The following is a 21,401-nucleotide window of genomic DNA, read 5'->3' as shown; positions in this document are numbered from 1 at the left end:
AATTACTCAATATTATCTCCTATAATTAGCTGTTTTTCTAAGCAACACTTTAACTAAAAATCACTTACATATATTTAAGCAATGAATTAAAGGAATAGCTTTGTGGTAATGTAATGATATGTGTAAATTAACTGAGAAGAAGGTGATGATGTCCATATGTCAAATAATAACAAACCAAATAGACTAATAAATGAGAAATCACCATACCTTTTACAGCATGCTTATAACCCTGTTGACTGGTATCCATGGGGACCGGAGGCTTTTGAAAAAGCGAAACAGGAGAATAAGCCTGTGTTTGTGAGTATAGGATATTCTACTTGCCATTGGTGTCATGTGATGGAGAGGGAAAGCTTTGAAGATGAAGAAGTGGCGTCGATTATAAATGAGCGGTTTATTTCCATAAAGGTAGACCGAGAAGAACGACCTGATTTGGATTCGATTTATATGTCCGTGTGCCAGGTGATGACGGGACAAGGCGGTTGGCCGCTCAATGTGTTTTTAACTTCTGATCAGGTCCCCTTTTATGCGGGAACCTATTTTCCTAAGCATAGCCGGTATGGTCGTCCTGGAATAATAGATGTGATTACTCAGCTACACGATACGTATATTAATGAGCCACATAAAATTGAAATGACGGGTGAGCGGATTAAAGATGCGATTATGCCAACGAAACAGGAGACATCGAGTGAGAAATTAACGATGACTGCAATCGATGCAGCAGTTCAACAATTTAAGAGGGTATTTGATGAACAGTACGGCGGGTTTGGATCGGCTCCAAAGTTTCCTACTCCACATAATTTAATATTCCTACTGCGTTACTATCATATGACGAAGGATCAGGAAGTATTGAATATGGTAGTAAAGACATTAGAAGGGCTATCAAGAGGTGGGATTTACGATCATATCGGATACGGGTTTTCTCGCTATTCCACTGATGAACTATACTTAGTCCCACACTTTGAAAAGATGCTATATGATAATGCCATGCTCTTAATGGCATATACAGAAGCCTATCAGGTTAACGGAGAAAATTCGCATAAAGTGATTTCTGAACAAATCATCGAATATGTTTTACGGGACATGCGACATCCTGATGGCGGATTTTACTCAGCTGAGGATGCAGATTCAGAGGGTGTGGAAGGGAAATTCTATATATGGGACTACTTTGAAATCTTTGATCACCTCGATGAAGACGTAGCAGAATTATATTGCGCTGTTTATGATATAACCCCTGAAGGAAACTTTGAAGGTGAAAATATTCCGAATCTAATTCGTGAACCAATTGACTCATTTGCTGCTCATAATGATTTAGATCCAGCAGAGGTTCGTAAACAACTGGAGGAAGCAAGGAAAGTCTTATTTAATGTTCGCGAGGAGCGGGTTCATCCACATAAGGATGACAAAATATTGACTGCCTGGAATGGATTAATGATTGCCGCTCTAGCCAAAGCTGGTAGAGTTTACAATCATAATGAAGCACTGGATGCAGCAAAAAGTGCTATCCAATTTATTGAACAGAATTTAATCGTGGACGGAAGAGTTATGGTCCGATACAGAGATGGTGAGGTTAAGCAGGAAGGATTTATAGATGACTATGCGTATCTTCTTTGGTCTTACATTGAACTCTATGAAACGACATTTGATTTATCCTATCTCAATAAAGCAAAAACACTTACGCATCAAATGATTGAATTATTTTGGGATGAGGAAAATGGTGGATTCTATTTCTATGGAGAGGATAATGAGGAATTGCTGATTCGTCCAAAAGACGTATATGATGGAGCATTACCATCCGGCAATAGTGTCGCAACCTTGCAAATGCTGAGGCTGGCTCGTTTAACTGGTGAGTTTTCATTAGAGGATAAGGTACAGAACGTTTTTGACGCATTCGGAGATGATGTCATTCACTACCCAATGGGCCATACTTATATGTTAATGGCGTATTTGACGACCCAGATGAAAATGAAAGAAGTCGTTGTATTGGGAAGCGCAGATTCAGAGAATAAAGTTATTTCACATTTACACAAGGAGTTTCATCCACACTTAACCTATCTGGCAAACGAGGATTCCTCTTTATTTAGTGGTGTTGCTAATTTTGCGGCAGGTTATTCCATGGTTAATGATCAGGCAACCTATTATGTATGTGAAAATTTTGTTTGCCACAGACCGTTGACCAGTGAAGATGAAGCAATCGAGCTTATAGATGGCGACAAAGAGTCGTAAGTTTTATTAAATATCAACTTCACTTTTTATATAAAATAGTACATCATGTTTGGTGTGCTATTTTATTTTGTGTCTTTCCACTACTAATTGTCTCATCTATGATTTATTTATATTATAATGAATGTAAATATTCTATAAATTAAATAAATTGAAATTGAGGGATTTTATGAAAACAATTCAGTGGGGTATTATAGGGCTTGGTAACATTGCAGAACGTTTTGCAAAAACAGTGAAAGCAATGGATGGCGTTACTTTAAAAGCTGTCGCATCCAGGACGAAGGATCACGCGCTCGAATTCGGCCGAAAATATGAGGTTGAAGAAAAATTTTGCTATGGTACATATGATGACCTAATACAGGATGAACAAATAGACGCCATTTATATCGCTGTTCCACACCCGTTTCATAAAGAGAATGCGATTCGTTGTTTAAACCACGGAAAAGCTGTGCTTTGTGAAAAGCCTGTTACAATGAATAAAGAGGAAGTTCAAGAAGTCATTCATGCAGCCAAAGAGAATAAAGTCTTCTTTATGGAAGCGATGAAATCACGCTTTATGCCAGTTAATAAAGAAATAAGAAAGCTTGTAAAGGAAGGTGCTATTGGAGACCCTACTTTCATGAGAGCCGAACTCGGCTTTAAAGGGGAATTTGATCCGAAGGGACGCATATTTAACCGAGAACTGGGCGGAGGGGCTTTATTAGATATCGGCATTTATCCTATCTCATATTGCGCTTATATACTTGGAAATAAACCAAAATCGATTCAAAGTTCATTACAATATGGAGTAACAGATGTAGATGAGAATGGGACTGTACAATTAAGCTATGATAATGGATTATTTGCTCAAATTTACTGTACGATAAGGGCAAATACACGAAAAGATGCAAGTCTATTAGGCACAGATGGCAGTATTTATATACCGTATTTTTCAAATGCCCAGTCCACAACAATCACCACGGCAAATAAAGAATGGACGATTGAAGAACCTTTTGAATTTACTGGATTTGAATATCAAATTCGCGAGGTCGGCCGATGCCTTCAAGAAGGAATGCTTGAGAGTCCACAAATGACTTGGCAGGATTCTATTGAAGTCATGGATATCGTCGATCAAATATTTGCTAATAATGTTTTGAAAGGTTGAGAAGAGAGCCATTAGGCTCTCTTTTTTTAGAGGATTTATTGATTACGAATTGTATTAAATAAATTAAGTCAAGAAAATGGGCAGTAGGGTCACGATTAAACCAACCACTAATAATATCGTTCCAAAAATACGAGATAACAATTCTTCGTCACCTGAGATACCGTTCCACAAAACAAGATTCACTAAGAAGAGGGCTTTATTCCTTAATACCAAAAAACCAATAAACATAATAAAAATACCAATGATGATGGCTGTTAAAGTCTCCATTTTCATTCACCTCCACCTCCGAAAATATACTTCACACTCTTTTTTGTTCATTTTAACATATATATCCAATTGTTCTTATGAGTATGAAGGATTGAGAAGGGCTGTTTATTTGCTCGATAACCCTAAAATGACAAAGATAATAAAAAAATTTTAAAAAAATAAAAACGAAAACCTACCATATATGCGAAAAAAACACTTGACATAATGGAGCCGCTGATCTCCACTATATTGTTTATTGATTTCTAGCGCGGGTATACCTTAACTGTGAGCAAGAATCATTCGAACAAAAAATGCTAGGAGGAATTTAACATGAATAAAACAGTATATGGAGTTTATACACAAAGTGCAGAAGTCGTACAGGCTATTAATAGTTTGAAAGCAAAAGGGTATGATGGTTCTGATATTACTGTCGTCGCAGATAATGCAAACAGATTGGATTTAATGGGAAATTACATGATAGATAAAGATGTTAAAACAGTATCAAATGATGAAGATTCCTTTATGGATAAAGTTGCAAAATTCTTTACACTGGATACCAATAATCCAGTTGAAGAAACAATGAGAACGGACTATGGTTTTACTTCTGAAGAAAGCGCACGTTATGCAGAAGAAGTGAACAACGGAAAAATTTTAGTTCTTGTTGATCAGGATGCACAGCTTGGAGATACAATGGGCATGGATCGTACTGAAGATGTGAATGTAGGAGCAAATGCTTCTGCCGCTCTTAATACAACTGATCGTTTGGCGAATGATGATACATTAACTGACGAAGAAAGAAGAATTAAACTTCGCGAAGAACGTTTAAACGTTGATAAAAATGAAGTGAAAACCGGAGAAGTAATTGTTAATAAAGAAGTAACGGAAAGACAAAAAGAAGTTGAAGTACCAGTGGACCATGAAGAAGTTTATATTGAACGCCGTAAAGTAACAGATCAAGATACAGCAGATCAATTGGGAGCTATCACTGACAATGAAGAAATCCGTATCCCTGTGACAGAGGAAAGAATTGAAGTGACTAAAAAACCAGTTGTGACTGATGAGATTGTCATCGGTAAAGAAAAAGTTACAGATACCAAAACGGTTCAAGATACCGTTAAAAAAGAAGATGTTCATGTTGACAAGGATGGTAATCCATTTGTAAATGATCATAATACAACTACTCGTATGGAAGGTGCTTCTGTACAGGATTCATCGTTAACAGATGAAGATACAGACCGTTTAACTACAAAGCCATATCAAAAAAATACGATTGATACGGATAATCTTTAAGATTAATATAGAAAAAGCTGTCTCATTAGAGGCAGCTTTTTTTTATATTAAAGACTTTTTAACTTGGCATTGAGTTTATTTACATATTCCATCAATGCTTGATACTCCTCGATGTCTAATCCACATTCCTCAATTTTTGATTTAATGCAATCAATGATATTATTTTTTTGCTTATATGCTTTTTCTTGCAGAGAGATCAGCATCATGCGTTCGTCCGTCTTAGATCGTTCTTTTATCAGCCATCCGCTATGCTGCATCCTTGAAATAATGGGATTTAACGTCCCAGTTCCCATATTCAGCTTTTGTCCAAGCTTTTTCATTGGAACTTGATCTTGCTCCCATAAGCTCAATAATACTAAGTATTGAGGATATGTTAAGCCAAATGGCTTTAAAACATTAGAATATAGCCTCGTAAATTCATTGGTAGTTTCGTATAAAGCGAAGCATAACTGTTTATTTAATGTAACTTCCTTCTCCATAACCTATCACTTTTCCAATTCTTCCATGATATCTTTCGTAATTTTTTCGGGAGCGGTGGTTGGAGCATAACGCTCGATAACCTGACCTTTTTTATCAATTAAAAATTTAGTGAAGTTCCATTTAATTTTTTTGCTAAGGAGACCTTTCTGTTCAGTCGTTAAATACTGAAAAAGCGGGTCAGCATGATCACCATTTACATCAATTTTCGCAAAAATCGGGAATGTAACACCATAGTTTATTTGGCAAAACTCGGTCGTTTTATTAATATCATCATATTCCTGACTATTAAATTGGTCGCATGGGAAACCTAATACTTCAAACCCTTGGCTGTTAAATTTCTCGTATAACTCCTGAAGTCCTTTAAATTGAGGCGCCAGCCCACATTTACTGGCTGTATTAACGATAAGGAGAGGCTTTCCTTCATAATCTTTCAAAGACTGCATTTTGCCATTTGTCTTTTTTACTTCAAAATCGTAAACACTTTTCATCATATTCCTCCTTTTATATCGTGTACGATATAATTATACAATATATGGTATTTCGAAACCAAATTTAAAGCCTTACGTATAAGGTAATAGAAGGAAATAGACAGGGAAAAGTATAGCTGGTAAACTATTATAAACTTAATAGAGGTGAATGATTTTGGGAAAACGATTGGCGTGTATGCATGCACATCATTCAAATATTCATTATATTGACGAGGCATTCTCACCCTATGAGGTAGACCTTGTACACTTTGTGGATCCAGGTTTAATGAGTCGTTTAACTCATGATTTATCTTTTCAAAAAGAACAAGCTGGAATGAAAATTGCAGAACAAATAAATTGGATGGAGAGCTGTCAGGTAGATGGGATTCTTCTGACATGTACAAATTATATTGCTCTGTTACAGGAAGAACATGTAACATCCAAACTACCCATATTTAAAATAGACGAGCCTTTTTTCGAGGCAATCTGCGGGGTTACTGAACCACAGACTATATTCTTTTCGAATCCAGGAACTGTAAAGGGAACGATGGACCGACTTCATCAATATGCTGCTATAAAGGGTAAGACATTACCTATTAATGTTCATGTTATAGAAGGTACATTCGATTTAATGATGAAGGGGAAGACCGAACAATATAACGAAAGAATAGCGGAATATATTACGTTATATCGTCAAAAATCTCAAGATATCCTATCAGTTGGTCAACTATCTATGTATGATGGTGCTAAACAAACAGGTCTTGAGATTATTAATCCTTTGGATACACTGGTAAAACCGATCGTCCGTGAACTCGGTTTAAATAAACGCCAAAAATAAAATGGAGGTAATCCTATGCTGAAAAAATTATCAAAGAAATCAAAGTTTGCTATCGCTGCAGCCGGATTATATTTAGTATTACCTACAGATGTGATACCTGACTTTATCATCGGTTTCGGCCAAGTAGATGATTTAGCCGTTGCAGGCTTTGTTTTTAAGACAATCTATGAAGATCTTAAAAAATCAAAAAAAGCTATTAATCAGTAACTAATTGAGGAATATGTGATATGGAATGTCCGTATTTAGTGTTCGAACAAATCGGATAAAACTATTAAATCTAAGTTGAAAACTTATTGATAAGCTATTTAACGTAGAGAACGGGTTATTATTAGATTAGTACTTTTACACAGGGTCACTTCTTCAAGTATTATGTATAATTGTTAAATTTAGCAGGTAGACATAGTTATTCGCTTCTTTCATAATGATGTGCGAAGGACTTTGCAATGCTAGAATTTATACTTAATACAGAGAAAGAAGGACTTATTTTGAGAGCACAAAGAAAATCATTTGGAATCGCATTATTATTATGGTTTCTTCTCGGAAGCATCGGAGCTCATAGAATGTATATACAGGAACGCATCCATTATTTCTTTTGGTATTGGTTTGCGGTGATGTGTACATTTTCTATCATTCTATGGATTGATCTGTTTAGATTGAAAGGTATGATTGATAGACAGTATTACTACGACCGTGGTAAATATGGGGTTTGAAATTATTGTCTTATTTAGTGCAAGAGGGGGTTAAGAACCCCCTCTTTGTAGTTTTATAACACTTGAGTTATCTATTTAATAATTTTAATGGAACAATAAAAGGAATATGTTCCTTATCTATACCTGGCTATATGATTATATATTTCACTAAGATTTTTAAATCCTGCTTCCTGGGCTTTCGATAGATAATAGCTCCATAAGTGAGCCGTCATAAAGGCATCGCCCAATGCGTGATGTCTATTTTTGATTTCTATCCCACATCCAGTGCATAGATCTTCTAAGGCATTTGAGTTGCTGACGGGATTAAATAGTTGTGTTAAGAATGAAGTATCAAGGATTCTATGCTGGAATTTTGTCCGTGTCACATCCCAGGTGAGCTTGTGCATAAAGCTTTGCTCATGCTGAGAATGATGGGCAACCAGACTTTTAGTAGAGACAAATTTAAAGAAATTCATCAGGACATCTGAACTGTCAGGAGCGGCTTGAAGTTCTTCATCTGTAATATTCGTTAGGGAAGTAATTTCAGAAGATAAAGGAATGTCCGTCTTAATCAGTGAATAGAAGCGTTCTTCAGTTAATATTTCACTTCCGTGCATTTTCACAGCACCTATAGAGATCATCTGATCACCCTTGTCAGGGAAAAATCCTGTTGTTTCAATGTCAAACACCACCACATCAAGCTGATCAAGAGGACAGCTTAGATCGTCTTTTTTACGCGCTTCTTTTTCTAGCTGCCGCAAAAAAGAGATGTTTTGCGGAGAGGCTTGCCCCTGTACACCGGCGAGTACGTTCGAACTGATCTTACCGCCCATTCCTCTGAAAAATTCGATAAAATCATTCATTCCCATTTTTATCATCCTTTGCTGCAAGCTTTTTCACATATTCAGTCAGTTGAATCCCATTCTTGATTATTTCCTTAACATTTTTCTTTTCTACTTTCGATAGCTTATTCACAGCCAAGTAATGTCCGGATTCATAGTCTGTATGAATTCCATAGACCAGCCGATATGTTTGTAGTTTGGCAAACTGATTAGCATATTTTTCTCGATTTTGTTTTGGTAGCACAGAATCCGGTACACCTTTAAGCCTATCGATAGTGGTGGTTGCATTTAATTTTTCTTTGATTGCGAGAATTCTTCCGGCATTCACATATGGGTATATAGCAGATTCCTTTATATTTAAACAGCCAGAATATGGGCCGTGAGTTTCTAAAAGTAACTGTCCGAATACACCAATCGTTTTTTTTATATGCATTGTATTATCCAGGATACGAGTTAATAAATGTTTTTCATCAATTAGTTGATAAGAATACTTTTTTAATTGCCGTATAAACCTTTCCTCGCCCAGAAATGCTCGACTATCCATAAAAGTAAGCAAATAACGGATAGATTCCCATGAAGCATCATCTATCCAATCATCTAATTGTTGTATCCACTGATTGTATGATCTGCACCAGAAAGGATTACTTGCCATCACTTTACCTTCACAAAGGCTATATCCAACTTGCATTAACCCCTCGGATATTTCTTTCCCCAGCGATAAGAAATAATTTCGCACTTCTGGATGGTTGTGTTCAAAAATGATCCCATGGTCCTGATCGCTCCAGATGCCTTGTTCTTTTCGACCGGCACTTCCCATAACAAAAAAGCAAAAAGGGGAGGGAGGAGGGCCAGAGATTTGGACTGTCTTGTTAAAAGCTATAGTGATGGTCTGCCTTATAATCTCGTCATGCAGCAAATTCAGTTCATCAGGGCTTAAGATTATTGAATTAAATTGCTGCACTCGATAAGCCAATATTTTTGAATAGTCCTGATTTTCGGTTTCCATTCAGACGCTCCTTAATGGAAATGATCCCCTGAACTAAGCACAGTTCAGGGGATACCATTTACACGATAGATTTATCAGTTGTTTCATTTTTAAGTAATTCAGGATAACCATATGCGCCATGCTCACTCATATCCAATCCCATAATTTCTTCTTCTTCCGTAACTCGAAGGCCGCCCATTACTTTTTTCATACCTAACAAAAGAATATAGGATACAAGAAAAGCAAATGCTCCGCATACAACGACACCCAAAGCTTGAACACCTAATTGGCTAAAGCCGCCGCCGTAAAATAAACCAGCTTTTCCGACAGTGGCCAGCTCTTTTGTAGCAAAAAAGCCAGTGGATAAGGTGCCCCATATCCCAGCAGCTCCATGAACGGAAAGAGCATAGATTGGATCATCAATTTTTCGAGCTTCAAAGAAACGGATACTATAAAATACTAGGATTCCAGCAACAAATCCAATGACTACGGATGCCCATGCTTCAACGAATGCACAGGATGCCGTAATGGCAACCAGACCGGCTAATGCTCCATTTAACATCATGGATACATCTGCTTTCCCCATGACAATCCAAGAAATAATCATCGCAGCTATCGTTCCGGCAGCCGCGGCAAGATTCGTATTAACTGCAACAAATCCAAAGAATCCTGCATCCACTGCTACCGTACTGCCGGCATTGAATCCGAACCAGCCAACCCAAAGCAATAAAACACTTAAAGCTGTGTAAACTTGGTTATGTCCATATAAGTTATTAGCTGAGCCATCTTTATTAAATTTACCGATACGCGGTTTTAAAAGGATCGTAGCTGCCAAAGCCGCCATTGCACCCGTTAAATGAACAACAGTGGAACCGGCAAAATCCTGTTTTCCATGATCCGCTAACCAGCCACCGCCCCAAATCCAGTGAGCGATAGGTGGGTAAACAAGGGCAGAGAATAAAATGGCGAAGAGTACATATACACCCATTTTCGCTCGTTCTGCAAATCCACCAAATGCAATGGTTATTGATATTCCGGCGAAGGCTGTTTGGAATAAGAAAAAGACAGCTCCAGATAAACCAACACTTTCTAGATCGTAGCCAGAATAGAAGAAGTCAGATAAACCAATGAATTGACTTAGACCAGCTCCATCCCCAAATATGAATCCAAAGCCCACAGCCCAAAAGACTATAGAAGAGATACCAAATGTAAGAATCGTTTTACCTGCGATGTGACCAGCATTTTTCATTCGAGTGGATCCAGTCTCCAGCAGGATGAAGCCACCAATCATCAGGATGACTAACACCGCTCCCACCATCACCCAAAGGCTATTCATTAAAAAAATCGTATCCATAATTCCACACCTTCCTAATAAGTTTTCCTTTACTGTCTGTATTGTCGCATCATCAAGGATGGAAATTCTACAACCATGTAAGGAAACCTAACGTGGTTTTTGGAAAGGAGTGGAAGTTTATTTACAGTATGGGAATAAACCGTGAGCTAGTTGTATTTTTGTACACCAAATTGAGCATTTAATTGACCTTGGATCATTTTTTTATGCGTTTTAGCCGCATCTTCTTTTTTCTTTTCCCTGAGCATTTCTTGCCTGATCTCATAGGTCTGTATACCATCTTCAATTTTTTCAGCTATATCCATTAATAGTTCAATGTCTGTAAAAGAGTATTTCCGACTCCCACCATTGTTTCTGGCAGGAAAAATGAGTTTACGTTCTTCGTAATAACGGATTTGCCTTTCCGATAACCCGGTTAATTCCTTAACAACACCGATTGTTATGACTTTTTTATCTTTATATGTAGTCTCCTGGCTCATCCGCAATCCTCCTAAATATAGTAAAATGTACCTTGTGATATTATCTCACATAGATGGAATTAAATATATTGAAAATTCAAAAATCATTACTAAAAATTATTTATAATTTATGAAGCTGTAAAAAATATATGTCAGAACATCTCCCAAACACCTTGAGATTCACTGCAAACAAGTAATAATCATCTATATAGCGATCTATATAGCTTGTTTAGGGGGTGAGGGAGCGATGTCTTCATATAAGGATAAGAAGGTTATATCTATAGGCATTGTTAGCGAGCTAACAGGTATCTCCCAACGGAAAATTCGTTATTACGAAGAACGGGGTTTGATTTTTCCTGAAAGATCAAATAAAGGTATTCGAAAATACTCATTTCAAGATGTGGAAACCTTAATGAAGATAGCAGAAAAGATGGAGGAAGGTGTACAAACAGCAGAAATAAGAAATGATATGCAACGCAGAAAAATTCGGGATGAAATGATTAAGGGACAATTAAATGCTCATTTTCGTTTTCGGAACTCAGATAAATAGATGGAATATCATATAAACAACATTTGTTTTAAATATAAAGACTACTAGATATTTGTGTATTAATTGTTGCGACTACTATCAGGAAAGTATTAATTTACTATTGACTTTATTAGCAATAATGAATAAGATAATTGTAATTATTTTCTAAAAGCGATGAAGAGAAAAGTAAAATGTTCTGGATTTTATACAGAGAGCTTCGGTAGCTGAAAAGAAGCAAAAACAAACATTTGAACAATGGACTCTGAGCTTCGTACTGAACGTACTTGTTACCAGTAGGCTACGACGAGATTTGGCACTCGTTATCCATGTCACAGTATAAGAGTAACCATACTCCGTACTTGCAGAGGCAACTCGTGTGAACGATTTGCAAATTAAGGTGGTACCGCGTGGAATTAAACCTCGCCCTTAACATTTAACTGTTAAGGCGAGGTTTTTTGTTTTTTTAAAATAGTAGATCAGGGGGGAAGTTTATGAGTATTTTTATTGGAGGGGCATGGGCGTATGCTAACGGCTCATTACATTTAGGGCATGTTTCAAGTTTATTGCCCGGCGATATTTTGGCTAGATATTTTCGCCTTAAAGGAGAAAAGGTTTTATATGTATCAGGCAGTGATTGTAATGGGACACCGATTACGGTAAGAGCTAAACAGGAAGGTGTTAATCCGAATATGATTGCAAACCGGTATCATAAAGAATTCGAGGATTGCTTTTCAAAATTAGGCTTCTCCTATGATCTTTATACACGAACGGATACCAATCATCACCACAAGCTTGTACAAGAAATCTTCTTAAAGTTACTCGCAAAAGAATTAATATATATAAAAGAAATCGAACAGTCCTATTGTGAGCATTGTGAGCAATTTTTGCCTGACCGTTATGTTGAAGGGATTTGCCCTGTATGTCGAAAGCCCTCTCGCGGAGACCAGTGTGATCACTGTTCAACTATATTAGACCCAATGGATTTAATCGAAAGGAAATGTAAAATTTGCGATAACGAACCGACTGTTAGACTTACCGAGCATTTTTACTTTTCACTAAGTTCATTCCAAACAGTTTTACAAAACTTAATTGAAGAAGCGGGGGTTGAAAAACGTTGGCGAGAAAATGCGATTGCCATTTCGAAACGGTATTTAAAGGAGGGGCTGCAGGATCGAGCGGTTTCGAGGGATTTGCCCATTGGGGTAAGTGTACCAGTTGCCGGATATGAGGATAAGAAAATTTATGTCTGGATAGAGGCTGTATCTGGTTACTATACAGCAAGTAAACTTTGGGCGAAGGAAACGAATAGGGATGATTCGGCATTTTGGCATACATCCACGAAATCTTATTACGTTCATGGGAAAGACAATATCCCATTTCATTCAATTATTTGGCCAGGAATTCTTGCTGGTCTGGGGGTAGAGCCACTGCCTACGCATATTGTTTCAAACGAGTATTTAACATTAGAAAAGAAAAAATTATCGACAAGCAAAAATTGGGCTGTTTGGGTTCCTGACATGCTGGAAAGGTATGACCCAGATTCTATACGTTACTTCCTTACAATCAACGCACCTGAAAGCAGAGATGCCGATTTTTCATGGAAGGAGTTCATTTATAGCCATAATAGTGAGTTATTAGGGGCATATGGGAATTTAGTCAATCGGACTTTAAAATTTATTGAAAAATCATTCGATGGTGCAATTCCTCATTCAGACATTCCTTTGCTTATACAGGAGAGGGTTAATCATTTATATAAGGAAGTTGGTCTTTGTATTGAAAAGGCTTCATTTAAACATGGACTGGAAAAAGCATTTGAACTAGTCAGATACTCAAATAAATACTTTGATGAACAAAAGCCTTGGATAAAAATTAAAGAAAATCCAGGATCATGCGAGCAAACTATAAGTGTATGCATTTATTTAATTGCGAACTTAGCTCAAATCCTTACTCCGTTTCTTCCTTTTTCAAGTGAAAAAATCAAGGGGATGTTAAACATACACGTAACTGAGTGGAAACCGTTTTTTGTTCCTTCTAAATATTTATCGAACGTAAAACCTTTATTTGAACGAATCGACCCAGTTAAAATTGAGGAAGAATTGGAGCGGTTACAGCAGCAAAGTTTATCATAAACAAAAAGGGCATAGCGGATTACCTATGCCCTTACCATACAGAATACATCTATGATCTATAACGGATTACCTTGGTCAAAATTATATTTTATCCTATCTGCTTTTTTTGTTTTGCAGTAATGAACATAATCTCCAATAAAGCAAGGGATATACCGCGCCTATCTTCAACTGTATAATGCATGGATATATCATGCTGTAATGAACTATTTTGCACAGTACGTAGAAAATCCTGGCTTCTTGATCCAAAATTATTCTGTAACTCTTCATAGAGCTGATCACGTAATAAATCCAATTGGATAATCATTTCAGCCAGTTGCCTTTCATTCTCTATTCTCATACTGTATCATCCTTCCACCTTATTAACATAAGTTTAATATAAGTGTAGAGGAATCAAATTAATCTGTCTCTAATCTTGTTAACCTTTCTAACGTACATTTTACTTAATATATGCTTGTTATACTTCTTTTACTGAAATAGCCTTGGAGTAAGTGATCAGCTTGCAGCTTTCAAAATCCTCTTCTTTAAGGAAGCCAAGCTTAATAGCAGCATTCATTTTTTCTTCATCAGGGATTTTCACCGTTTTAATTAATTCATTCATATTTAGTTCTTCTAATTTATATACAGTTGGTACAGTACTGTATTTTTCGTATTTACGAATCTGCCTTTGAAGCTTTATGCCATTGTCGATTAATTCACCTTTATTATTTACTCCTACATGATGGTCAAAATACGTATGAAAAACTTCCTTGAGTTTTTCCATTTCCATTTCTATCTCTTTTTTCTTCTTGCTGAGCTCATTAAATCTCGTAATCATATCAGCAGTGATAAGAGTATTATTCATATGATCCCTCCAAATTAACCTGTTTACTATAGGTTATTTTGGTAGAGAAGAGAATATGTCCTTTGAATAGAAGAGAACTAAAATAAAAAGCTGTATCAAGATAGATCCGAATGCTGCAAATTTTTAAACTTATTTAATTATAAATGATTATGCCTAATAGGAGCGGGAGATTAAAGGAGCATGCTATTAGGCATATATAAAGGGTTACCTGGTAAACCTATATGTACATAAAATATAGGAGGTATAAATATGGATAAGAAAAATAGTAAAACAGAAATGGAAAGAAAACAAAAGGAAGAAATGGATTCAATAGAATCCACGCTACAGGATTCCTCATTTGATATCGAATTAGAATATGAAGTTCCTCCAGTCGAGCCTTATGAAAAGAATCGGATTAATACAGAGCATTTGTGAATCTCCATCTAAGATTGTTAAGAGACGTAGAAAGAAATAACCGGGTTCGGTTAATGGGGAGAAAACAACAAATAACGAATTAATTAGGGAGTTAAATCAATGTTTTATTGAATTTACACATATAATTAACACATCAACATTAAATATATGCATACAAATTAACAACACCCCATACATTTATGCGGTGTTGTTAAAACACGTGCCGATACCTTTCTACATAAAGAAGTTCCTTGATTTGATGCTTGAAAAAACCTAACGAAAGAAGGGAAACACCCTCGATGTAATTGGTAAATAAATACATTTAGAGATATAATCAGTTATAGGTTGTTCGCCTGTAAACAAGTATTTTAAAAGGTAACATTAGTTTATGCATAAAAGGGGGAGATTTATGTGGAAAAACGACTGAGTAATGTCTTAGCAACTGTTTTATTAACTTTACTTCTATTAATGTTAGTGGGTTGTACCGAAGAAAAGGAAGCGAAAACACAAGATAAAAATATTCAGACCATTGAAGCTGTATTACAGAATAGTCTTACAGGTCCAAGTGATGAATTGAAACAAATAGTGGATCAAGAAAGCGAAGAGAAACTTGCAGCTTTACGGGAATATGAAGAAAAGCTATTTAAAGATTATTTTGCGAATGAAACATCATATACTGAATTCGTTAATCGCTACGGTTCAACCGTTATGATAGATCCACTAAAAAATGATTACAAATTGCAAATTAAAACCATTGACTATGAAAAGGTAGATGAAAAAGATAGCGTGTATGATTTCTCATTAGAAATACAGCTCCAAAAAGCAGGCACTGAAGTATCAAAAGATCAAATCGTAACGGGTCAAGCCAATTTAAATGATGAACATAAAATTGAAACGATGTTAATCCGTTTAGAGGATTTATATAAATCTATGATTAATTAACGGTCAATTCAAAAGTCCGTCATGGCTGCAGCTAGTTATTCAGTTCATGTGATTTGTATAGAAAATATAGTTTCATATACTAGATTAATCTGTCTTTTAAAGTAGTGAATCATACTTTATGGGCAGTTTTTTTATTGGTGAAATTATTGCAGATTTAGCGAAATGCCGTAATAAAGTTTATTGAACTATTTAGTAAAGTCTAGAGAAAAAGAATCAATAACTAAGTTATTACGGTATTATACCTACATTAGCAATCGTTCGCTCAAAACACTTCCTCCTATATCGAGGTGATACTCTATCATATAGCCAATAATTGATTGCATCCTTATTGTCTTTTTATGTAGAAAGAAGGAATTTTTTATTTTTTATTGAATAATAAAGAAGGTTTAATTAAAGTGGAGCGGGAGCAGGCTGAACACACGCAATTAAGGGATGGAGTGGTTTATCATAGACAAAATAAAGTCCGTATCATTACCTGATTATGCAAGAGTGGTTGTTATTTCAGATATACACGGGGAAATAGATTTATTAAAAAGCTTATTGCAAAAAGTGAATTACAACAGGGAAGATTATTTAATCATTAATGGAGATCTTTGTGAAAAAGGATCTAACAGTCTTGCTGTTGTAAAATATATTATGGAGTTATCAGAAGAAAACCCTAAGGTACATGTACTAGAAGGCAACTGTGATACTTTAGTAGAAAACTTATTAGAAGAAGACCCTTGGTTACTTAATTACATATCCAAAAGAAGGTATACATTGCTGAATGATTGTCTAAAACACCTAGGAGTTAATATGGATACCATTCGCAATATATCTGAATTAAACGAGATTATTATGGAGAATTTTTCACCAGAGTTTAATTGGCTTAATGATTTACCGACAGCAATAGAAACCGAAGATTTTATCTTTGTACACGCCGGTTTAGATTCCATTCAAGATTGGAAAATGACTAGCAGAGAAAATGCTCTTAGAATGCCATCTTTCCTAGATGAAGCTCATCAAGCAAATAAATTGGTTGTTGTCGGACATTGGCCAGTAATCAATTATCCAGCTGAAATCCCATCCTATAATCCGATTATGGATTTTGATAAGAAAATAATTGCAATTGATGGGGGAATTGTTATTAAGGAAACTGGTCAATTAAACGCTATAATTATCAATAAAAGGCCGCTCGGAAATGAGTATTCCTACACATATGTAGACCGTTTCACAAAATGTGAGATTAAAAAAGATTATAAGATCAAGGCTGATCCCAAAATGACAGGCTCGATATCATATCCTTTATTTGGAATATCTATAATAGAAGAAGGGGAGCATTTCACACTTTGCAGACAGCATCAAACCGACAAAAGGATTTATATCAAAAATGAATATATAAAGCAGCATGAAGATGGAGGCTATAAAGTTAGAACGGACGTCTCCTGTGCTCAATTAAACGTCAACAAAGGAGATATAGTCTCTATATTGGATAATAATTGTGGTGCGTATACCTTAATAAAAAAAGATGGAATGGTAGGCTGGATACCAAAAGAGGTTCTTATGGAGACATACTGATAATGTACTGAATTTTTCCGCAGATCTCATTAAAACATGAGATCTTATTTTTATGGCAGCAATTTGTAAACTTTATTGTTGAATGAAGTGATGTTCGTATATAAAAGTCTTAACAAAGTAATTTTTATCGATTGCTACTAATTTATTGTGTTAATAAATAAACGAGAAGTAAAGTTGCCATAATAACATTATGTAAACTAAAAAGTGTATCAGATGGAAGTTTGGCAGCAAGACTATAACATCTAATCTATTGATTTAAATCTAAAATACGTACAAATTAACATTTATAAGTTAGTTCATGTTTTTTTATAAAGTAAAATTAAAATTCGAAATTAAAATTCTAAAGATAATATGTTCAAAGTTAAATTAAAACCATATGATTAAAACAACCAGAGATTATAAAGAATAAATAACGAATAAATAAAATTATGTAAATGAATTAAATATATAATTAAGATCCATATTTGAAAATTTTTCTATTTTGTCTCAATTGCTAAAGTAATCTTGATTAATGAGACGCTTGTTTAATTGGTTTTCACAACTTCCTATAATATATATTATGTAAACTAGAAAAAATACACAATGATTAGAGGTTTCCCCTAGGTATGTGACTAATGACATATAGATATATTCCTTAATGACATATACAAATCACCCTTTCTTCTTAGATTGCCCTTATAAACAAAAACCTTATTTATACACAAAAAAAAGACAACACTTATGTGTCATCAGTCAGTATGACTACAGACACAATTGTGTTGCCTTATCCTTTCTATACAAATTAATCAAAAATGACATAAATCTGTTGTCATAACAATAAAAATTCAGTTATTTAAGCAAAAAAAAAGACAACACATTTGTGTCGTTAGTCAAGGTATTTAATAATATCTGTACTTTGGTACATTCGAAATGCAGATTCCTTATAATTTCGGACCGTTTTCATGTGAACGATAATTCTCCTCTTGAACGATAATGATAATTTTTACATAATGATTTATAGTCTAAACAACTTTTAACTGTACAACTGATTTGGCTTCAATCACCATGACCCATGTCCGTCGCTTTATCCAGCATCAACTGGGAACCCACAAGCAAGTCTGATTAAACCTAAATCACTCACTCTTACTAAGTGATTAAATATGTTTCAAATAACAACTGTTTCTCCGCTAATTTCATCTTTACAATAAATATATTTCTTCCCAAACTCTTAAATACTTAAAGTTCGATCTTCCACAAACTGGCCCTTAAATGTAAAAATGGATGCTATCCTTCTTAAGGGAAAGCGCCCGATTGCTGAATAACCTTTTCTATTGAACAGTAACCTTGTATTACCCAGCAACCTACTTTCATATTTTGGTTACTAACTTAATCCACTTATATCTTCAGCATTTTTTAAGTGTAAATAAGATATAAGGATCTACTTTTTGAGCTGATCAAGTGCTTGGTAAACTGCCTGATACTTTCCTCCATCCGCAACTTCTGAATGGTACAAGGCCTTGATGGCATTGTTTTTTTCAAGACCATGCTCAGCCTTTAACTCTTTAAAGCGTGTATGCAGTTCTTTATTTCCCTTAATTAGTTGTTGCATTTGCGATTTTGAATACTTCAAAATATTTATCTCCTTTTTAAATCTCTGAGTTTAGCCTAATTTTTAACAGAAATAACCTGTTTAAAAAGATTCCTAAATTGCTCCCGGTCTTCAGCTGTAAAAGGCTTTGGTCCTTTTGTTCGCTGTCCACCTTTTCTAGCCAGTGCACTTAAATAACGTGTTTGTAATAATTGGTCAATATTTTCATTTGTATATCTAAAACCTTTATGGTGGAGGACGATAATTCCTTTTGCTAAACCTAGTGATGCAAGACCATAATCTTGCGTAACGATAATATCTCCTTTTTCCACTAACTTCACAATTCGAAAATCTGCAGCATCTGCTCCAGAATCAACATAAATGGTTTTCACTCCTGATGGCTGTTCTGCATTAGAAAAATGAGAAAAGCTTGTAACAAGGATAACCTGTATTTCAAAATCGCTTGCTTCAGAAATAATAATATCTTTCACTGGACAAGCATCTGCATCCACATAAATTTTCATCTTTCCCCTCCCATTTAGAAGTTCGACTTACTATTTAACTTAATCTTTTTAAACTATAAAAGGGACTGATGACTTTTGTTTAAAAATAACAAAGAGTTCTTCCTTTTGCTGTTTTTTTATATCCTTATATTATACTTTATAGAATTGTGTTCCAATTGCCAACAAAAGATACCTTAGAACTAAATACTTGATTAGAATGTCACTGTTTAGCTAGCAATATATCCCAGATTTAAACAATAATTTTATTATAGTAAGAAACACAAAAACCATAACTCTTTGCTGCCAAAGAATCATGGTTTCAGTCTAACAATTTATTATTTACCTCATTTTCCACTGAGGAAGAGCTCGCTCCTCGTTGATATCCTGCCAAAACATTTGGACATCCCTACCAATCTTTACTTCGTCAGGATTACAGTTTAAAACATTACCTGTTATTTTGATTTCAGGCTGCCCTTCTAGTTCGACCTGAGCAATAACAGTCGGTAGATCATCCTGGAAACCAGGCAGAAATGGTCGATAAGAAATGATATAGGAATAAATTGTTCCGTACACTTCGTTACCGAATGAGTCCCAACTCAGTTCAGGACTGCCGCATTTTGAGCAGGCTGGACCAGGAGGATGTTGATATTTATGACAGGCATCACATTTCTGGATGGAAAGTTCATGTTTATCTGCCGAATCCCAATAAGGCTTGTTATCCTGGTTCTTAAGTGGAATGGGTTTTTGATAGACCATTTTATATCCCTCCTAATTTCTAAGAATCATAGCACCGGCTATATCTGGACCCGCCCAACCTGTACAGATTCCAATTTCACAATTCTCAACTTGACGATAAGTACCTTTGTACTCGTGACGAATTTGCCTAACAATCTCAAGTACATTATTCATTCCATGAGTATAGCCTTCTGAAAGCATTCCTCCTGCTGTATTGGTCGGAAGGCTCCCTCCTATCCTCAAGTTTCCTGCTGCGACGAAATCCCCCACTTCTCCACGTGGAGCAAATCCGAAGGCTTCGAGCTGGCGAAGCACAACCCAGCTAAAGCAATCATATATGGAGGCTACTTGAATATCTGATGGTTGTACACCGGCTGATTTATATAATTGAGGTGCGACATAATCTGATGCTACCTGAGTCAAATCGGACCAATAGTGGGCATGTGGATGACATTCTCTTGCAGAAATTCCCATAATATAAACTGGTTTTGACTTACAATCTTTAGCCCGTTCAGCTGACGTAACAATGATCGCATTCGCTTCATCCAATTCAACACAGCAATCGTGTTTAGTAAACGGATAGCTAATGTATGGCGTTTCCATATATTCCTCCATTGTTAATGGATGACCATTAAGGAAAGCTTTAGGATTTCGTTGGGCATGTTCATAAAAATCTACACAAACATGGCCCAGATGTTCACGTGTAATTCCTGTTTCATACATATGCCTTGTAGCAAACATTCCAAACCACTGAGATGGACTTGCAGAACCATACGGAATAATGAAGCTTCCTCCATCAATTGCTTCCTGAATCATATCAGGATCATATCCTCGACCGACCTTTTTTCCGGAAGAACCATTCATTGATCTCCAAATTAATACCGTTTTTACTAAGCCTGCTTCTATTAATCCAACTGCATCTGCAATTAACATTTCTGTCGAGCTTCCGCCACCCATGACGTCATTAACATAACTGGGACGGATTCCTAAATAAGTTGCCAGCTGGTGTGAAGAGCAGGAATCACCAGTGCTATAGCTCATAACTCCGTCAATTTCTTTAGCTTCAAGCCCAGCATCCTCCAATGCATTCCGTGCAGCTACCAAGGCCATATGGAGTGGTGTGGTTCCTGATTTTCTTGATCGTTCACTCTCTCCAACTCCTACAATGGCATAGCGATTGCTTATATCCCCCACA

The 21,401-nt window shown here is 35.8% G+C and carries 24 protein-coding genes and 1 other annotated feature; of the genes, 11 read left to right on the top strand and 13 right to left on the bottom strand.

The window, feature by feature from the left end:
• Positions 1 to 156 precede the first annotated feature (156 nt).
• Positions 157 to 2,223, top strand: a complete 2,067-nt coding sequence (locus AC4D4A_RS03145) for a thioredoxin domain-containing protein (protein ID WP_490994550.1) — start codon at positions 157 to 159, stop codon at positions 2,221 to 2,223.
• A 166-nt stretch (positions 2,224 to 2,389) separates the two neighbouring features.
• Entirely contained in the window at positions 2,390 to 3,364 is a 975-nt protein-coding gene (locus AC4D4A_RS03140; RefSeq protein ID WP_490994549.1) for a Gfo/Idh/MocA family protein, read from the top strand.
• Between the two features lie 63 nt (positions 3,365 to 3,427).
• Here AC4D4A_RS03140 and AC4D4A_RS03135 read toward each other — a convergent pair whose 3' ends face one another.
• The gene (locus AC4D4A_RS03135; protein ID WP_490994548.1) at positions 3,428 to 3,637 is read right to left on the bottom strand and encodes a hypothetical protein; all 210 of its coding nucleotides are present in this window, start codon (positions 3,635 to 3,637) and stop codon (positions 3,428 to 3,430) included.
• A 303-nt stretch (positions 3,638 to 3,940) separates the two neighbouring features.
• On the opposite strand from AC4D4A_RS03135, the gene AC4D4A_RS03130 reads away from it, so the two are divergent.
• Positions 3,941 to 4,900: a YsnF/AvaK domain-containing protein gene (locus AC4D4A_RS03130; protein ID WP_490994547.1), complete on the top strand. Its 960-nt coding sequence runs from the start codon at positions 3,941 to 3,943 to the stop codon at positions 4,898 to 4,900.
• A 47-nt stretch (positions 4,901 to 4,947) separates the two neighbouring features.
• Here the strand turns inward: AC4D4A_RS03130 and AC4D4A_RS03125 are convergent, their stop codons facing one another.
• Positions 4,948 to 5,379, bottom strand: coding sequence for a MarR family winged helix-turn-helix transcriptional regulator (locus AC4D4A_RS03125; protein WP_490994546.1), 432 nt, complete (start codon positions 5,377 to 5,379; stop codon positions 4,948 to 4,950).
• A 6-nt stretch (positions 5,380 to 5,385) separates the two neighbouring features.
• Positions 5,386 to 5,868, bottom strand: a complete 483-nt coding sequence (locus tag AC4D4A_RS03120) for a glutathione peroxidase (protein WP_490994545.1) — start codon at positions 5,866 to 5,868, stop codon at positions 5,386 to 5,388.
• Positions 5,869 to 6,022: 154 nt separating this feature from the next.
• Here AC4D4A_RS03120 and AC4D4A_RS03115 point away from each other — a divergent pair, with 154 nt between their 5' ends.
• From AC4D4A_RS03115 to AC4D4A_RS03105, 3 genes are all read left to right on the top strand, one after another.
• Positions 6,023 to 6,685, top strand: a complete 663-nt coding sequence (locus AC4D4A_RS03115; RefSeq protein WP_490994544.1) for a hypothetical protein — start codon at positions 6,023 to 6,025, stop codon at positions 6,683 to 6,685.
• Between the two features lie 15 nt (positions 6,686 to 6,700).
• Positions 6,701 to 6,892 carry a YkvA family protein gene (locus tag AC4D4A_RS03110; RefSeq protein WP_490994543.1) on the top strand — a complete coding sequence of 64 codons (192 nt, stop codon included), beginning with the start codon at positions 6,701 to 6,703 and terminating at the stop codon, positions 6,890 to 6,892.
• A 236-nt stretch (positions 6,893 to 7,128) separates the two neighbouring features.
• A complete protein-coding gene (locus AC4D4A_RS03105) occupies positions 7,129 to 7,395 on the top strand; it encodes an NINE protein (protein ID WP_490994542.1) in 267 nt (88 codons plus the stop codon).
• A 113-nt stretch (positions 7,396 to 7,508) separates the two neighbouring features.
• On the opposite strand, the gene AC4D4A_RS03100 is transcribed toward AC4D4A_RS03105, so the two are convergent.
• The 4 genes from AC4D4A_RS03100 to AC4D4A_RS03085 all read right to left on the bottom strand — a co-directional run bounded on the left by AC4D4A_RS03100 (position 7,509) and on the right by AC4D4A_RS03085 (position 11,031).
• Positions 7,509 to 8,243, bottom strand: coding sequence for an exonuclease domain-containing protein (locus AC4D4A_RS03100; protein ID WP_490994541.1), 735 nt, complete (start codon positions 8,241 to 8,243; stop codon positions 7,509 to 7,511).
• Positions 8,230 to 9,222 (bottom strand): DUF294 nucleotidyltransferase-like domain-containing protein, encoded by a 993-nt coding sequence (locus AC4D4A_RS03095; RefSeq protein WP_490994540.1) that lies wholly within the window; start codon positions 9,220 to 9,222, stop codon positions 8,230 to 8,232. The genes AC4D4A_RS03100 and AC4D4A_RS03095 overlap by 14 nt, the downstream gene beginning before the upstream one ends.
• Before the next feature lie 58 nt (positions 9,223 to 9,280).
• Complete coding sequence (locus AC4D4A_RS03090; RefSeq protein WP_490994539.1) at positions 9,281 to 10,555, bottom strand: ammonium transporter; 1,275 nt, start codon at positions 10,553 to 10,555, stop codon at positions 9,281 to 9,283.
• A 146-nt stretch (positions 10,556 to 10,701) separates the two neighbouring features.
• Positions 10,702 to 11,031, bottom strand: a complete 330-nt coding sequence (locus AC4D4A_RS03085; protein WP_490994538.1) for a MerR family transcriptional regulator — start codon at positions 11,029 to 11,031, stop codon at positions 10,702 to 10,704.
• 226 nt (positions 11,032 to 11,257) lie between these two features.
• Here AC4D4A_RS03085 and AC4D4A_RS03080 point away from each other — a divergent pair, with 226 nt between their 5' ends.
• The gene (locus tag AC4D4A_RS03080; RefSeq protein ID WP_490994537.1) at positions 11,258 to 11,560 is read left to right on the top strand and encodes a MerR family transcriptional regulator; all 303 of its coding nucleotides are present in this window, start codon (positions 11,258 to 11,260) and stop codon (positions 11,558 to 11,560) included.
• A gap of 144 nt (positions 11,561 to 11,704) precedes the next feature.
• Positions 11,705 to 11,970: a binding site (T-box leader), on the top strand.
• A 60-nt stretch (positions 11,971 to 12,030) separates the two neighbouring features.
• Complete coding sequence (gene metG, locus AC4D4A_RS03075; RefSeq protein WP_490994536.1) at positions 12,031 to 13,668, top strand: methionine--tRNA ligase; 1,638 nt, start codon at positions 12,031 to 12,033, stop codon at positions 13,666 to 13,668.
• Positions 13,669 to 13,756: 88 nt separating this feature from the next.
• Here metG and AC4D4A_RS03070 read toward each other — a convergent pair whose 3' ends face one another.
• Positions 13,757 to 14,005, bottom strand: coding sequence for a hypothetical protein (locus tag AC4D4A_RS03070; RefSeq protein WP_490994535.1), 249 nt, complete (start codon positions 14,003 to 14,005; stop codon positions 13,757 to 13,759).
• A gap of 117 nt (positions 14,006 to 14,122) precedes the next feature.
• Positions 14,123 to 14,509: a hypothetical protein gene (locus AC4D4A_RS03065; protein ID WP_490994534.1), complete on the bottom strand. Its 387-nt coding sequence runs from the start codon at positions 14,507 to 14,509 to the stop codon at positions 14,123 to 14,125.
• A gap of 249 nt (positions 14,510 to 14,758) precedes the next feature.
• On the opposite strand from AC4D4A_RS03065, the gene AC4D4A_RS03060 reads away from it, so the two are divergent.
• The 3 genes from AC4D4A_RS03060 (at position 14,759) to AC4D4A_RS03050 (ending at position 17,401) form a co-directional block, all read left to right on the top strand.
• A complete protein-coding gene (locus AC4D4A_RS03060) occupies positions 14,759 to 14,923 on the top strand; it encodes a hypothetical protein (RefSeq protein ID WP_490994533.1) in 165 nt (54 codons plus the stop codon).
• 390 nt (positions 14,924 to 15,313) lie between these two features.
• Complete coding sequence (locus tag AC4D4A_RS03055; RefSeq protein ID WP_490994532.1) at positions 15,314 to 15,844, top strand: hypothetical protein; 531 nt, start codon at positions 15,314 to 15,316, stop codon at positions 15,842 to 15,844.
• Positions 15,845 to 16,291: 447 nt separating this feature from the next.
• On the top strand, positions 16,292 to 17,401 hold the full coding sequence (locus AC4D4A_RS03050; RefSeq protein WP_490994758.1) for a metallophosphoesterase: 1,110 nt from the start codon (positions 16,292 to 16,294) through the stop codon (positions 17,399 to 17,401).
• 1,417 nt (positions 17,402 to 18,818) lie between these two features.
• Here AC4D4A_RS03050 and AC4D4A_RS03045 read toward each other — a convergent pair.
• The 4 genes from AC4D4A_RS03045 to AC4D4A_RS03030 form a co-directional block, all read right to left on the bottom strand.
• Entirely contained in the window at positions 18,819 to 19,010 is a 192-nt protein-coding gene (locus tag AC4D4A_RS03045; RefSeq protein WP_490994531.1) for a hypothetical protein, read from the bottom strand.
• A gap of 35 nt (positions 19,011 to 19,045) precedes the next feature.
• Positions 19,046 to 19,492: a YaiI/YqxD family protein gene (locus AC4D4A_RS03040; RefSeq protein WP_490994530.1), complete on the bottom strand. Its 447-nt coding sequence runs from the start codon at positions 19,490 to 19,492 to the stop codon at positions 19,046 to 19,048.
• A gap of 318 nt (positions 19,493 to 19,810) precedes the next feature.
• Complete coding sequence (locus AC4D4A_RS03035; protein WP_490994529.1) at positions 19,811 to 20,227, bottom strand: Zn-ribbon domain-containing OB-fold protein; 417 nt, start codon at positions 20,225 to 20,227, stop codon at positions 19,811 to 19,813.
• Between the two features lie 12 nt (positions 20,228 to 20,239).
• Positions 20,240 to 21,400, bottom strand: coding sequence for a thiolase C-terminal domain-containing protein (locus AC4D4A_RS03030; RefSeq protein WP_490994528.1), 1,161 nt, complete (start codon positions 21,398 to 21,400; stop codon positions 20,240 to 20,242).
• Position 21,401 lies beyond the last annotated feature (1 nt).

It is taken from the genome of Pradoshia sp. Z5_111 (assembly GCF_058267535.1).
The sequence above is the reverse complement of the archived record's forward strand: the minus strand, read 5'-3'. Positions and strand labels throughout refer to the sequence as shown.

Coding starts and splice junctions, on each gene's coding strand:
- AC4D4A_RS03035 (WP_490994529.1), bottom strand. CDS start 20,227: ATGGTCTATCAAAAACCCATTCCACTTAAGAACCAGGATAACAAGCCT.
- AC4D4A_RS03095 (WP_490994540.1), bottom strand. CDS start 9,222: ATGGAAACCGAAAATCAGGACTATTCAAAAATATTGGCTTATCGAGTG.
- AC4D4A_RS03120 (WP_490994545.1), bottom strand. CDS start 5,868: ATGAAAAGTGTTTACGATTTTGAAGTAAAAAAGACAAATGGCAAAATG.
- AC4D4A_RS03090 (WP_490994539.1), bottom strand. CDS start 10,555: ATGGATACGATTTTTTTAATGAATAGCCTTTGGGTGATGGTGGGAGCG.
- AC4D4A_RS03040 (WP_490994530.1), bottom strand. CDS start 19,492: ATGAAAATTTATGTGGATGCAGATGCTTGTCCAGTGAAAGATATTATT.
- AC4D4A_RS03110 (WP_490994543.1), top strand. CDS start 6,701: ATGCTGAAAAAATTATCAAAGAAATCAAAGTTTGCTATCGCTGCAGCC.
- metG (WP_490994536.1), top strand. CDS start 12,031: ATGAGTATTTTTATTGGAGGGGCATGGGCGTATGCTAACGGCTCATTA.
- AC4D4A_RS03145 (WP_490994550.1), top strand. CDS start 157: ATGTCAAATAATAACAAACCAAATAGACTAATAAATGAGAAATCACCA.
- AC4D4A_RS03140 (WP_490994549.1), top strand. CDS start 2,390: ATGAAAACAATTCAGTGGGGTATTATAGGGCTTGGTAACATTGCAGAA.
- AC4D4A_RS03085 (WP_490994538.1), bottom strand. CDS start 11,031: ATGAGCCAGGAGACTACATATAAAGATAAAAAAGTCATAACAATCGGT.
- AC4D4A_RS03070 (WP_490994535.1), bottom strand. CDS start 14,005: ATGAGAATAGAGAATGAAAGGCAACTGGCTGAAATGATTATCCAATTG.
- AC4D4A_RS03135 (WP_490994548.1), bottom strand. CDS start 3,637: ATGAAAATGGAGACTTTAACAGCCATCATCATTGGTATTTTTATTATG.
- AC4D4A_RS03125 (WP_490994546.1), bottom strand. CDS start 5,379: ATGGAGAAGGAAGTTACATTAAATAAACAGTTATGCTTCGCTTTATAC.
- AC4D4A_RS03100 (WP_490994541.1), bottom strand. CDS start 8,243: ATGGGAATGAATGATTTTATCGAATTTTTCAGAGGAATGGGCGGTAAG.
- AC4D4A_RS03060 (WP_490994533.1), top strand. CDS start 14,759: ATGGATAAGAAAAATAGTAAAACAGAAATGGAAAGAAAACAAAAGGAA.
- AC4D4A_RS03065 (WP_490994534.1), bottom strand. CDS start 14,509: ATGAATAATACTCTTATCACTGCTGATATGATTACGAGATTTAATGAG.
- AC4D4A_RS03105 (WP_490994542.1), top strand. CDS start 7,129: ATGCTAGAATTTATACTTAATACAGAGAAAGAAGGACTTATTTTGAGA.
- AC4D4A_RS03130 (WP_490994547.1), top strand. CDS start 3,941: ATGAATAAAACAGTATATGGAGTTTATACACAAAGTGCAGAAGTCGTA.
- AC4D4A_RS03080 (WP_490994537.1), top strand. CDS start 11,258: ATGTCTTCATATAAGGATAAGAAGGTTATATCTATAGGCATTGTTAGC.